The 13,432-nt window shown below is 47.8% G+C and carries 9 protein-coding genes; all 9 read right to left on the bottom strand.

Going from position 1 to position 13,432, the window contains the following annotated elements; genetic code table 11:
• Window positions 1-26: 26 nt before the first annotated feature.
• Window positions 27-1,901 carry a hypothetical protein gene (locus KK078_RS25260; protein ID WP_254093118.1) on the bottom strand — a complete coding sequence of 625 codons (1,875 nt, stop codon included), beginning with the start codon at window positions 1,899-1,901 and terminating at the stop codon, window positions 27-29.
• 210 nt (window positions 1,902-2,111) lie between these two features.
• Window positions 2,112-6,380: a hybrid sensor histidine kinase/response regulator gene (locus KK078_RS25255; RefSeq protein WP_254093117.1), complete on the bottom strand. Its 4,269-nt coding sequence runs from the start codon at window positions 6,378-6,380 to the stop codon at window positions 2,112-2,114.
• On the bottom strand, window positions 6,377-8,149 hold the full coding sequence (locus KK078_RS25250; protein ID WP_254093116.1) for a response regulator: 1,773 nt from the start codon (window positions 8,147-8,149) through the stop codon (window positions 6,377-6,379). The genes KK078_RS25255 and KK078_RS25250 overlap by 4 nt, the downstream gene beginning before the upstream one ends.
• The gene (locus tag KK078_RS25245; protein WP_254093115.1) at window positions 8,149-8,733 is read right to left on the bottom strand and encodes a hypothetical protein; all 585 of its coding nucleotides are present in this window, start codon (window positions 8,731-8,733) and stop codon (window positions 8,149-8,151) included. The genes KK078_RS25250 and KK078_RS25245 overlap by 1 nt, the downstream gene beginning before the upstream one ends.
• 34 nt (window positions 8,734-8,767) lie before the next feature.
• On the bottom strand, window positions 8,768-9,316 hold the full coding sequence (locus tag KK078_RS25240) for a hypothetical protein (RefSeq protein ID WP_254093114.1): 549 nt from the start codon (window positions 9,314-9,316) through the stop codon (window positions 8,768-8,770).
• A 52-nt stretch (window positions 9,317-9,368) separates the two neighbouring features.
• Window positions 9,369-9,710, bottom strand: coding sequence for a hypothetical protein (locus tag KK078_RS25235; protein WP_254093113.1), 342 nt, complete (start codon window positions 9,708-9,710; stop codon window positions 9,369-9,371).
• 238 nt (window positions 9,711-9,948) lie between these two features.
• On the bottom strand, window positions 9,949-10,605 hold the full coding sequence (locus KK078_RS25230) for a response regulator transcription factor (RefSeq protein WP_254093112.1): 657 nt from the start codon (window positions 10,603-10,605) through the stop codon (window positions 9,949-9,951).
• A 126-nt stretch (window positions 10,606-10,731) separates the two neighbouring features.
• Window positions 10,732-11,904 (bottom strand): PAS domain-containing sensor histidine kinase, encoded by a 1,173-nt coding sequence (locus tag KK078_RS25225; protein WP_254093111.1) that lies wholly within the window; start codon window positions 11,902-11,904, stop codon window positions 10,732-10,734.
• Window positions 11,905-12,584: 680 nt separating this feature from the next.
• Window positions 12,585-13,292, bottom strand: coding sequence for a PAS domain-containing protein (locus KK078_RS25220; protein WP_254093110.1), 708 nt, complete (start codon window positions 13,290-13,292; stop codon window positions 12,585-12,587).
• Window positions 13,293-13,432 lie beyond the last annotated feature (140 nt).

The following is a 13,432-nucleotide window of genomic DNA, read 5'->3' as shown; positions in this document are numbered from 1 at the left end:
ATTGATGCACTATACCCTTCTGCCGATCAATGTACACGGTACCAGTTACTTCCGTCCGACTGGATCGTGATACTGCTGTTGGCAGCGATGGTTGTCGCAGCCGCGTTCGCGAAATCCCGATAACTGCTGATCGTTCTGGCACCACTGGTTTGGTTCACGATTATATAGGTCCTCCGTGCATTGCTGGCAGCAGCGGCGGGCAATGTCACAGCCGGCGTACCGCCGTTGTTTAAAATAACCGTAGCGTGTGTTGCATTTAGCGTAATATTCGAGCTGGTGGCTGTTATTGCCTGCGCCATGGACCCATTGACCTCCAGCGTCGAGTTGGGGCTATTCGTACCAATGCCCACATTGCCCGTGCCACTGATCCGCATTCTTTCGTTGGTAACATCAGACGTGCCACCCGTCAAAAACAGCAACGATTTAGCCGCCGTACCCGTGCCGATCAGCAGATCCTGCCCGATATTATAAAGGTATGCGTCGTTGGGACCTCCCATGACGCCACTCGCATTCGTACTGCCATTGATCCCCATATCGATGTAGTTGGTCGTTTCACTGCCATTGTCTGCAGTCGCCACGACATCGGACGAAGAGCTGGTCCCACTGGAAAGGTTCTGAATATTAAGTTGCAGGTAGCTATTGATACTTCCTCTCCCAACAATAGCATTGACCGAGGTCGTAGTACCGGCATCCACTAAGAATGCCTCCGGATTGGTCGCGTTAAAGGTGGTCGAACCAATGGCGACATCGCCCGTACCGCTGATCCGCATGCGTTCGTTCGTATTGGCAAACCCACCGGTAAAAAACCGAATAGGCTTTGTCGCGGTGCCGTTACCGATCACAAAGTCATTTCCGGTAGTATAAAGATAGGCCGTGTTGGCGCCGCCCAGGACCGGAAGACTGGTGTTGGTATAGGAGCCCGAGTTAATGCCCATGTCGATGTAGTTGATCGACTCATTTCCATTATTGGAGGTGGCAACGACATCCGAGCTGGCACTGCCGGTGGCAGAACTATTCTGAACATTGATCTGAAGGTAATTGTCAATGCTGCCCTTCCCTGTCATCAGGTTATAAGACGTCGTGGCGCCGGCATCGATCAACAGTTTCTCGGGATTCGTGGCATTAAAAGAGTTGGATCCCACCGCCATTCGTCCACTCTGCAGACGCATGATCTCCGACATTCCGTTGACTGCGTGATAGCTTTTAAATACCATCGGCTCGTCGCCGTCGTCGCCAATGATGAATTCAAAACCTCCGTCGTTGCTGCTTCCGGTAGATCCGAACTCAAAGAAATCCGTGCCGGCAGAGCTTCCCTTGACCCTGAAATTTCCATCGGTGTCCGTGAACATTTTAGGTTTATAGAAGTTAGCCGCGGGAGCTTCGAACTGCAGGGCTGACCGCACGTAAGTTACTTTCTCGGTTGCATCCGTATAGTCCGGATATGCCTGCGTTAATCCCAGCGTCCCCCGCCGCCCAAATTCCAGGAAGGGGTTGTTAAATGATTTAAAGATAAGCGCCTTATCGTCGGTTGTTCCGATAAAGTGGGTAGCTGGGTTTAACCCCGAATTCCCGGTCAGCGTCCACGCCGTATTACTCGTCGTTGAAAAAACGGCCCACGCTGCACCGTTCCAGTAATAGTATCCGGGCACCACGTTGTTCGGCGAGCTGCCCGCGGTTGCCGTGTTGTACACTAATAAGCTGGTGGCGGGTGACGTGATGGGGCCGGCGGCATTGGTAGCTGTCAGCGCCACGCGAGGAGCCAGAAGACCTTTACTGGTAGAGGCAACGTCAAGAATGGCCGACGCGTCCGGCGCCGCTCCCGTTGCATTGATACCTATATTTTGTGCGCGAGAAAAGTTGATCATCAAGAGCGTGATCAACACGATTAAAATCCTCTTCATATGTCGTAACTTTTGCCAGAAGGCTTTGTACAAAGATGAGGAAACACGTCACAAAAAAAATCAGCAAAAAACTGACTCGGAAAAAATCAGGCGCGCCTGGTATACTGTAAAATATACACCAGGTTATCTTTGACATGAAACATTTTACGGCGCCGTTATAGAAAGGTGTTTGAGCCACCTGTATGATAATCGTTGTCACAACAAACGCTCTTAGTCTGGCGAACGCAAACGCCACGAGCTGTCATCCTGCTCTTCAATTTTCCGGTGTATAAAATCATAGCCCTTTTCGAGGGCAACAATGACAGACTCCAGCTTAATGGGCTTGCTGACATAGTCATCCATGCCGGCCTGCATGCAGATCTCCCGATCGCCCTGCATGGCATTGGCGGTCATCGAGATGATATACGGTTGATGGTAGTGCTTCGCCCGGATCAGTCGTGTCGCTTCCAATCCGTCCATTTCCGGCATTTGCACGTCCATTAAAATAACGTCATAAAACTGCTCGTCAAATCGCTCGACCGCCTCCAGGCCATTGGGAGCAATGACAATATCCATATAGCCAAGCTTGTTCAGCACCCGCGTTGTCAATTTCTGATTTACCGGATTGTCTTCCGCCACCAGGATCCGCAGCGGGTATTTTTCCGCGAAGTCCGTGGAAAGCACTTGTTTGGATTTTTTATCTTCCACCAGCACACCCTCGTTGCCAGTGCGAAGGACCGAATGGAGCACGCGGCTGAATTGCTGCTGCTTCACCGGCTTGTTGAGAACTGCTGCGAATAAGTCGGGATGATTCTTTTTGCTTTCGTCACCGATAGAGCTGAGCAACACCACCGGCAACTGAGCATGGTTGGCTTTGACTGCGTTGGTGAATTGCACGCCGTCCATATCGGGCATCTGCATATCGGTAATGACAAGATCGAACTTGTCGCCACTTTCCAGGATCTGCAACGCCTCGGCGCCGGAAGAAGCCAGCATGGGCACCAGCTTCCATTGCTCGAGCTGGTTTTTCAGGATGTTAAGATTGGTTTTGTTGTCGTCGACCACCAGCACTTTCTTTCCTTCGTTACCCGTGATGTTCGTATGTACATATTGACGGATAGACTCCTGGCTCACCATGCCCTTTATGGTAAATACAAAAGACGTTCCGACGCCCATTTCGCTCTCTACAGTAATGGAACCTCCCATCAATTCCACTAATCGCTGGCTGATCACAAGCCCCAGCCCGGTGCCGCCGTACTTGCGCGTGGTGGAAGAATCCACCTGCGAAAAAGCCTTGAACAATCGCGAAAGCTTATCCTGCGGCACGCCGATCCCCGTGTCTTTTACGTGGAAGGCAAGCTCGATCTGATCACGGTCTATCTTCAACAATTCAATGCTGACAAAGATCTCACCCCGTTCGGTGAATTTCATGGCATTGCCGATCAGGTTGAGCAATATCTGCCGAAGCCTGTGACTATCGCTTATAATTTGTGCCGGGATCTGGTAATCGATCTGATACACGAGATCAAGTCCCTTTTGCGCCGCCTTTGTCGCAAACACGTCCATCACCTCTTCCACACATTGTCGTAAATCGAACGTGTGCGTATCAAGCTCGAGATTGCCGGATTCTATTTTGGAAAAATCAAGGATGTCGTTGATAACCCTGAGCAACGCCTCGCCACTACCCCGTATCGTATCGGTGTATTCCTTTTGCTCCACGGTAAGGGGCGTCTCCGCCAGCAACGATGCCATGCCCAGCACACCGTTCATGGGCGTTCTGATTTCATGGCTCATGGTGGCCAGGAAGATACTCTTTGCCTGGTTCGCCTTCTCCGCCTCGCGCCGTGCATTTTCCGCCTCCTCCCGCTGCTTTTCAAGCTCGTTGTTGATCTGTTGCAGGAATATCGTCTGCCCCTGTAGTTGCTCGTTCAGCGTTTGCATATCCTCCGTCTGGGCGACCAACGCCTCCTTCTGCCCCATGATCTCTTCCGTGCTTTTTTGGATCTTCCGTTCCAGCGTCGCTTTCAATTTTGCCGCATGGTGGTTTCGGGCCATCACGAACCAGGCGATCCCGCCTAAGACAACCAGTGCCAGGATGGTCCGGAACCACCACGTACGCCAGTAGGGCGGCGTGATGATCACATCAATCGATGCCCCTTTCTCGTTCCAGACACCGCTGTTGCTTGCGGCGATCACCCGAAAGCGGTACTTCCCCGGTGCCAGATTCGTATAGGTCGCTTTTCGCTCGTTTCCCGCTTCGACCCATTCGTCCTGGAATCCCTCCATTTTATACCGGTAACGGTTCTTGTCGACTTGAAGATAATTCAACGCAGCAAACTCGAACGATATAATATTATCGAGATAACTCAACTCGATCTCCGACGTCAATAGTATATTTCTTTTCAGAATCTCGTTCTCACCGATCATCACCGGTCTGTTCAAGACCCTGAACTCGGTAATGTACACCGGCGGCTCTACCGTATTCACCGTCATGCTGTCCGGATGAAACAGCGTAAAGCCCTCGGTTCCACCAAAAAGCAACTCGCCCGTCGACAGCTTCGCCGACGCCCACCGGTTAAACTGACTTCCCGGAAGACCGTCATGAACCGTGTAATTTTTAAAATTACTATCAACCGGATCGAAACACGTAATGCCGAAGTTCGTGCTGATCCACAATTTTCCAGACCCATCCTCCTGGATCCCCACGACGGCGTCGTTCGGCATGCCGTCCTGTGTATGATATGACGTGAACGTTTCGGTCTCCGGGTTAAAAAGATTTAATCCACCGTACGTCCCTATCCAGATCCTCTTATGTGAGTCCTCGAAAATAGCCGACACGAAATTATTGCTTAAAGCTCCCTCTTCGGGGCCAGCTCTGAAATGCTTGAAGGTATTCGTTGCCGGATCATAGCGGTCCACCCCGTTCAGTTCCGTCCCGATCCATACACGCCCGTCCGAATCTTCTAAAAGAAAGTCTACTCCCGAGTTGGCTACTGAATTGACATTGTCAGGATCGTTTACAATCCGTGTAAAATCGTCTGTCGCGCGGTTATACTTGCTGATCCCGTTGCCCCATGTACCCACCCAGATGTCGCCGTTGCGCATCCGGTAAATATAAAATACATTATCGTCACTTAACGAGTTGCCTTTCGATGGATGATGACGGTATTTCTTTATCTTTTTTGTAACCCGGTCATAATAATTCAATCCGCCACGCCACATACCCAGCCATATTCCGCGGTCGCCATCCTTCTCGATGGCAAGTATCTTTTTATTGGAAAATATATCCCCGTACGAAGTAAACTTGTTCGTTTTCCTGTCGAGATAACTAAGCCCGCCGCCATCCGTGGCAACCCAAAAATTACCGTTCTTATCCTCCTCGAAATGAGACACGACGTTACTCCCGATACTATTGACACCAGCAGGGTTGAACCTGTAATTATGGAAGGAATACCGGTTTTTATCATAGACGTTCACCCCGGCATAGCGCGTTCCCAACCACAGGCGATCGTTCACGTCTACCATCACCGTAGAGATTGTATTGTTGCTGACACCTCCCCGGGCCCGTGGATTATGATCATATAGCGCAAAAGACTCGTCCAGATGATTCATTCCTATCAGTCCACCGTCAGTACCAACCCATAAAGTTCCGGCGGCATCCTGAGCGATATGGTATATATAGTTGTTGGATATGCTGGCAGGATCGGCATCATCGTGCATATACCGGGAGAAAGTGTGCTCGAACGACTTTTTTTTATTGAGCCCCTGATCCATCGTACCGACCCATAAACTTTGCTTCTTGTCTATAAACAAACATGATATGGCATTGCTGCTGAGGGTGGTAGGGTCGCCCTGGCGACTTAAAAAATTCGTAAATGTCTTCCGGTCGCGGTTCAACAAGCTGAGCCCGCCGGCCGTTCCAACCCATAGTTGATTCTGGTCGTCTTCTACGATTGCCTTTACAGAGTTGTGAACCAACGACCGGTCGTCGCCCGACCTATGAAAAAAACGCCTGAATTTTTTCGCTTTTGGATCGTATAAGTTAAGGCCATTTTCGGTGCCAACCCATAGATTATTTTCGGAATCCAGAAAAACAAACTTCACCATATCGTCACTGAGCGACCCGGGGTCATTCTTGTTAGACAAATACCGGTGAAACCGATCTTTCTCCCGGTCGTAAAAATTCAATCCCCTGTTGGTACCAATCCACAAGTTATTGCCGTCGCTCACGATAGAGTTGATGCAGTTGTCACTGATGCTGGAAGTATCCCGAATATTCTTTCGAAAGACCCTGAAGGTATAGCCGTCATACATGTTCAGGCCGTCCTCCGTACCGATCCAGATAAAACCGAACTTGTCCTGCTCCAGGGCATTGACATTGCCTTGCGACAACCCTTCGCCCACAGACAGGTTTTCGAACCTCATGCTACTGACCTGTGCCATGCCCGTTCCGGAAAACAGCAACACCATAACAAAGAAAAGAATACTGAACTTCATCATTTTTTTGCCTTTACCTGGAGCGCCCATTTTTCCAATATAATAACCAGTTCCTCGATGTTCACGGGTTTACTGATATAGTCGTCCATTCCCGCATTGATACACTCTTCGCGATCGCCCTGCATGGCATTCGCCGTCATCGCGATAATGATCGGCTGATTGGCGAGGCACAGCCGGATCATGCGTGTCGCTTCCAGCCCATCCATCTCGGGCATCTGGATATCCATCAGGATGACATCGTACTCCACACGGGTCACTTCCTCCAATACCTCCTTGCCGTTCATGACCGTATGGGGTTTATAACCGAGTTTTCCAAGTACCCGAAGCGCCAGTTTCTGGTTCACCACGTTGTCTTCGGCGATGAGTATGGTCAGCGGATATTTTACAGCAAAGTCACTGGATAATTTCTGTTTTACGATCGCCTTCTCTATACCGGCGATCTGGCTTTCATGAATGAGCCCGGTAAGAAGGTGCTGGGCGAGAATATTGTGACGAATCGGCTTCGGTACCAGGGAGCTCAGGATCTCCGGATGCTGCTTGCTGCCTTCATCATTTACGGCACTGATCAGGATAATGGGCATGGCCGGGTAAAGCGTCTTGATGGCTTGCGACAACTGCATACCATCCATTTCGGGCATTTGCATTTCGGCCAGCACCAGATCGATCCCGCGCTTCTCCGATAAGATCTCCAGCGCCTGCGCACCGGATTCCGCCAGCACCGGAACAAGCTTCCAGTTTAATAATTCCTGCTCAAGAACGTTTCTCAGCGGCCGGTTATCTTCTACGATCAATACCTTTTTGCCCTCCACACCCATCATCTCTACATGCGCTCGCTGAGGCTCCATACTGCTACTCACCAGGATATTGAACCGGACCACAGTCCCCTCGTTGACCCGGCTGTCGATTGACAACGAGCCACCCATGATGTTGACCAGCCGGTTGCAGAGGAACAGCCCGACGCCGGTTCGTTGTGCGCCGGCTTGCGAAATGGAATGCATTAAGAATTTAACCTCGTTGGGAGGAATGCCGATTCCGGAATCACGAACTTCAAAGCCAAGGTCCAGTATCTCGGCCTCTTTGTTCCGAGTCCACACTTTGATATATATTTCACCGCGATCGGTGAATTTAATGGAATTCTCCAGCAGATTCATGAGTACCTGCCTTAACCGCCCGTCATCCCCTACCACATGCGCGGGAATCTTATTGTCCAGGTGATAGATCAGTTCCACATCCTTCTGCGCGGCCTGACTGGCAAATACATCGAAGACCTCCTCGATGGCATTCCGAAGATTAAAATCCCTGTTGGAAAACTCATCCGAGTTAGACTCGACCTTCGAATATGCCAGCACGTCGCTCAACAGGATATCGTTGATGACCGTTAGGAGATTTTCACTACAGCTTCGGATCGTCTCGTTATACTCGACCTGTTCGGATGTAAGTGGCGTCTCTGAAAGCAATGTCACCATCCCGATAACGCCGTTCATAGGCGTCCGGATCTGGTGATTTATCGTCGAAAGCAACTTCTTCTTTGCGGCGTCGATCTCCGACGCTTTTTCGAGCGCCTTTTTCTCCCGTTCAACAGCATAGGTCCAAAGCTCGTTCTTTTCCACGACGAAGCGCTGCAGTTCCATTTTCTCATGGGTCAGCAGTTTTATCCTTCTCCAGAAATACAATAAAACGGAAAACACCACCACGATTATGGTCGTCACTTTCGCCCACAGCGGTAACACCATAAACGCCTCCATTGCCGTTGGGAAAGTATACACCGCCATCACAAATCGCCTGTTTTTTTTCGTTCTATTGTAAAATTGACACCTACCAGAAAATACCGTCCTGCATTCTGAAGATTGAAGCCGTAAATAGGAAATGTCCAATTTCCGGATTCAAAGCCGATAAACGCACCGGGGTCCGCTACGGTATCGCCATGATGCGTGAACCGTGTAAGCTGCAAGCTGGATCCGAAATAGAACCAACGTACAGGCATATACCCCAGCTCCGCCCAGCAAAACAGAAAGCTCGCATCACGGGTTTGGCTCGATAGCGTGCATTGAGATTGGGAAGAAAAAAACCACTCCCGGAATTCACCCGTCGTGAGAAAGCCCAACGTACCCCCTTTCAGCTCCCCCGACACCACACCCACGATCGGCGTAAGGGTGTACGAACCGAGTTTATTCTCCCGCTCAAACGTGCGCCCGACATTGAGCGAGTACGTATTGATCTCCTCGTAATTAAAGCGTGCCTCGGCGTACCAGTTTTTCGCATTCTGAAAATGGATAACGGGCATAAAGGTCGTTGTGTTCTTGTCCTTCCAATAATAATATTGCTCAAGCCCGGTCTGGGCAAATGAGTGTATCAATTGCGAAAAAATTAAAGCGGCCACAAGCAACACTTTATTTTTCATTTTCAATGATTATTAGCTCGGATGTGGATAGTTTGTTCAAAAGCAAAATATCCTTCAGGTGTGGGTTCCAATAGAACAAAAGCACATCGATCGGACGCCATAAAAGCACCCAGCTAAAAATATCCAGGCTATTACCAAAAGCCGTATGAAAATGGTTCTCCGCATCCAACACAAGCGGTACGAGCCCCTGGCATATAAGCACGACCACCAGGCTGATGAAAAGCAGCAACCAGCTGCGGCTTTTGAATTTATTGAACTCCTTCTCCCGCAGTTTTTTCTTTTGCAGATAGTGCCGCCGGATGGCATACATCAGGGGCATCGCAAACTGCTTGTCAACTTCGCTGGTGCACGTAAACTTGTAAAATATGGCCGTATAGCGTTTTGCCGGAATTACACACGTTTTGATATACTCCTCCAACTGATGACTTAACTGACGCTTATAAATTGGAGCGGGATCATGGACATTGAAATAACTATTGATTGTTTGTCTGTCAACGGTAAGAAAAATATCAATTTTATCGAGTACCTCATCTTCCATATATATACAAATACTGTCGTCCTCTGTACAAATGTTTTAAGGGCGGCTACGGCTATGCTTGTTTGAGACTTTGAACGATGCCTTTGCATATTCTATTCAATTGAGCACCGCTTGCGGGGTCGGTAACAGCAGTTTTCAACTTCCCCACAGTGTCGAGAAGCTCAACGTCCGCCAGCATCTCCAGCGTAGGCTTGATCTTATGACATACTTCCTGAAAAAATTTCGTGTCATTACGACGCGATGCCTCTTGCAACACCTGTTGCATTTCTACAAGATTGTCGATCATCGAATCGATCAGCTCTTTTTTAAACTCTTCATCGCCGTCAGTGTACAGATCAAAGTCAATAAAAAGGTTTCTGGACACGGAAGATCCGGAAATTTCATCTGGAATCATGGGTAAGTGTTTCGGTGTTCCACAAAGGTCCTCAATTGAGGAATCGCACAAATCAGGAGAAAACTGATTTGCGAAATATCAGGAATGACTAATCCAATCGGCGGAAAAACTTAAAAACTATAAACTTTGACAGTTTACAACACAAAGCGCGTATTCACGACGTTTTATACGCGGCGCACATTAAAACGTGTTGAAAGAACACAAAAACCTAACGATCGGAGCGTGGCGTGAATGACGCTTAAATAAGCTTATGATCGATCGCGTACTTCGTCAGTTGAGCCGTATTCGAGAACCCCATCTTTTCCTGTATATGAAGCTTATGTGTCTCCACCGTTTTTATGCTGATGAAAAGTTCATCCGCGATTTGTTTCAGACTCTTTCCGCTCGCGATCAATACGAGGACTTCATTCTCCCGTCGGGTAAGCTCTTTCGATTTTTTGGTAGGAAGGCCCTTACCTTCGGTCTTTTTCAGGTAGAAGTCCTCAAAAACAAGCGACATAACCTCCTGGCTAAAATATCTGCCCCCGTTAAAAACGGTCCGTATCGAATGAAGCAGATGCTCCTGATCGACATCCTTCGGCAAATATCCGTCTATACCCGACTCCACACCCGCTGTAATGAAATCCTTATTAACTTCGCTGGATATCAGAATGACCTTCGCGTTCGGGTTTTGCTCCTTGATCCAGCGCGTCGCTTCTATACCGCTCATTCCTTTCATGACGATATCCATGAGGTAAACATCCGGCTGCAATAAATCCGGCAGATTGATCGCCTCTTCTCCGCTGCTGATACTCGCGAGCACTTCAATATCCGGGGCTGCGTTCAACAGCGATAATAAACCATGTCGTAAGAGACCATGATCATCGACAATTACGACTTTTATCCTTTTTTGCATTAACAGAACGGATTGCCTTAAAAAATCATTCCTCCATAATACCACGTCGCATGCAAAGTATTTCACGTGGAATTTATAGCTGTGCGGCCCATAACCGTGTTTGATTCCAATAGTGTCAGTGTAACGCTATTCTTGTACGCGCGGCAAGGTTACGATGAGCTCAGTGCCTTTTCCAACTTCACTTTTTACATCAACACAACCACGAAGCAATTCCACCGCCTTCTTTACTATAGACAATCCTAACCCGGTACCTTGAATGGTTCTCACATTGGTCCCCCGGTAAAACGGTTCGAAAAGCTGCTTCATATCCACATCCGGAATTCCGATTCCGTAATCACGGACCCTCAGTGTAAATTTTTCGATATCACAAGCGAGCTTGACATCAATAGATTCCGCACCCGAAGAAAATTTAATAGCATTTGTCAACGTATTGATCACGATATTTCTCAGCAGCTTCTCATCAGACTCGATCGTATCGAATTGCAGATTATATACCAGCCTGATCTTATGTGTTCCACCTGTATTTTGTTCAATCTCCTGACTTAACCGCCGGAAAAAATCGCGGATATCGACCCTGCATAACCGGACGGGTATTTTTTCACCTTCAATCTTTCCGATCGTCAATACATCATCGAGTAAATGCGTCATGTGGGCAACTTGTTTCTCAATTTGGATAAGTTTCTGATCAATTTCCGTAGGCGACACATCCTGCCTGAATTTCTTGATAAACTCGGCGGCTAACGTGATCGTTGTTAACGGTGTACGGAACTCGTGGGAAGCGATGGAGACGAACTTACTCTTCATATTGACCAGCTCCTTTTCCTTTTGCAACGCCTGGTTCAGCTCACGTGTCCGATCTTGCACCATCTTCTCGAGGTTTCGCCGGTATTCTATGAGCTCGGTAATATCCTGCGCTACAAAAATGGCTCCGTTGATTATTTTTTCGACATCTCTTCTCGGAAAGGCGCTTAGCAATAGCACAATTCTTTTGTCATTTTTTGTGAATATTGGCAATTCAAAATTACTGACGGCATCACCCCGCAGCACACAGTCAATCATGTATTCGGTCGGTCGCCGGTTCTCGATCCCTACCAGCTGATCGATCCAACGTTTGCCCAGCAGGTCAGATTTCGCAATTCCAGACAGGTCTGATATTACCCTGTTCCACTCATTGATAGATCCGTTCCGGTCAATGCCAAAGATCGGCACATTGGCATTTTCGATCAGGCTTGCCAACTCCCTGGCAATGGCCGTGATCTTACTTTCAAAATCCTTCTGCTGGGATATATCAAGCTGCATAAAACGTCTTTTTTGATCTGCTCACATTATGAATAAAAGCATAGCAAAAGCATATACAGCAATGAATAGCCTGACGGCACAATATCGCCATCGAATTCATGGAGCGCAGGTAAAAAGACTGGTTCCCGTCCGAAAAATCAGACAGATGATCAACCCCGCGCATTTTATTTTTCTCTAACGCAGCGTCTGCAGCCAATCCTTCCAAAAGAAGTTTTCTAAAAAACCGTTTCTCGCGATTACCAATCATAATAACGTTTAGATAACATCCAAAAATTTATTGGCCTAAAGCGGCTTGATGCAGGATCAAGCGTTCAACACTTTCTACGTATTGAAGATCATCCTATTGAAGATAAGTAAACTGTACCCTTTTTGCAAGGCGCCGCAAAAAGGCTGACTGAATTCCACCACTATATCGCTACTGCGCCTGCTCTATTATAACAGCTAATAAATGATACACACCACATGACATTCCACAACGTCGTTTAAACACTTATAGAATGGAAATCCGTAAAACATTGAATATGATCGCATAACATCGTTGTAACGTTAACACTTATTCAACATCATGGTACACGCCGCGGCGGTGCGTTGTGCAGGTGTGTAAAGAAGTGCACAAATGAGATAATCCTCAGTAAGTGTTTGAAAACGATTCGCGAAAGAAAGGATGGCGTATAGGAATCTCAATACCTCGCAGCGTGGCTATTCGACGATGGCATGCCGCTTCCGACGAGATAATCACTGAGCATTTCCGTAACATCCGTAACGATCGTATAAAGATCCACAGCGCTGGTATTGAGTCCCGATTGCCCTACCGTTGAATATTTCAGGAGATCATTTATCAGGAACCCGAATCGGGTCACCCGATCTTTCACGATATGGATATTGATATTTTCTTCGGATAAAGACGGCCGGGTATCTTCCTGTAGCCAAAGGATAAGATTATAGATAGCCTGTAGAGGAGCCGTAAGCTCGTGAGATGCAAGATACTTTAATTGATCCGTACTGGCGTTAAGACGCTTCGTGTACACGGAGATTTTCTGTTCAGCAATCATTTTATCGGTCAAATCACGAAGGAGGATAATTTTAGAGAACGTAACCCCGTCCGGATTCCGGAATTGCAAACAAGAGTACGAGCAGAGAAAACTTTGCCCGTATGGTGTTATGAACGTATCCTCACAATTGTACAAATGACTATTCATTCCCATTAACCGGATTATTTTCTCCGCGTTTCCCGGATATGCATAAAGGCTCGTTATATGTTTTCCCTTTATTTCTGACGGTGTCGAAAAACCAAGCATTTTTAAGGATATGTCATTACCGATTTCGATACAATTGTCGGCGTTGAGAACAAGCAACCCATCCACCAAAAGGGAGATGATATTTTCCATCAGTTTACCTGATACAAATAGATCAGTTGATCGAATCTGCATAAATATTCATTATTAGAGGCTAGCCCGAACAAAAGTGCATCTTATTGCCATTACTTACATGAGGGAAATCCTGATTCGTTAAAAATAAGGATGAGATG

This window comes from Dawidia soli (genome assembly GCF_018598185.1).
Lineage (GTDB): Bacteria > Bacteroidota > Bacteroidia > Cytophagales > Cyclobacteriaceae > Ohtaekwangia > Ohtaekwangia soli.
Note: the sequence above shows the minus strand (reverse complement) of the source record. Positions and strands in the feature narration are given on the sequence as shown.

Bases quoted from the DNA above. Each gene is read 5' to 3' on its own strand.
- KK078_RS25255 (WP_254093117.1), bottom strand. From the start codon at position 6,380: ATGATGAAGTTCAGTATTCTTTTCTTTGTTATGGTGTTGCTGTTTTCC.
- KK078_RS25225 (WP_254093111.1), bottom strand. From the start codon at position 11,904: ATGCAGCTTGATATATCCCAGCAGAAGGATTTTGAAAGTAAGATCACG.
- KK078_RS25250 (WP_254093116.1), bottom strand. From the start codon at position 8,149: ATGGCGGTGTATACTTTCCCAACGGCAATGGAGGCGTTTATGGTGTTA.
- KK078_RS25260 (WP_254093118.1), bottom strand. From the start codon at position 1,901: ATGAAGAGGATTTTAATCGTGTTGATCACGCTCTTGATGATCAACTTT.
- KK078_RS25240 (WP_254093114.1), bottom strand. From the start codon at position 9,316: ATGGAAGATGAGGTACTCGATAAAATTGATATTTTTCTTACCGTTGAC.
- KK078_RS25235 (WP_254093113.1), bottom strand. From the start codon at position 9,710: ATGATTCCAGATGAAATTTCCGGATCTTCCGTGTCCAGAAACCTTTTT.
- KK078_RS25230 (WP_254093112.1), bottom strand. From the start codon at position 10,605: ATGCAAAAAAGGATAAAAGTCGTAATTGTCGATGATCATGGTCTCTTA.
- KK078_RS25220 (WP_254093110.1), bottom strand. From the start codon at position 13,292: ATGGAAAATATCATCTCCCTTTTGGTGGATGGGTTGCTTGTTCTCAAC.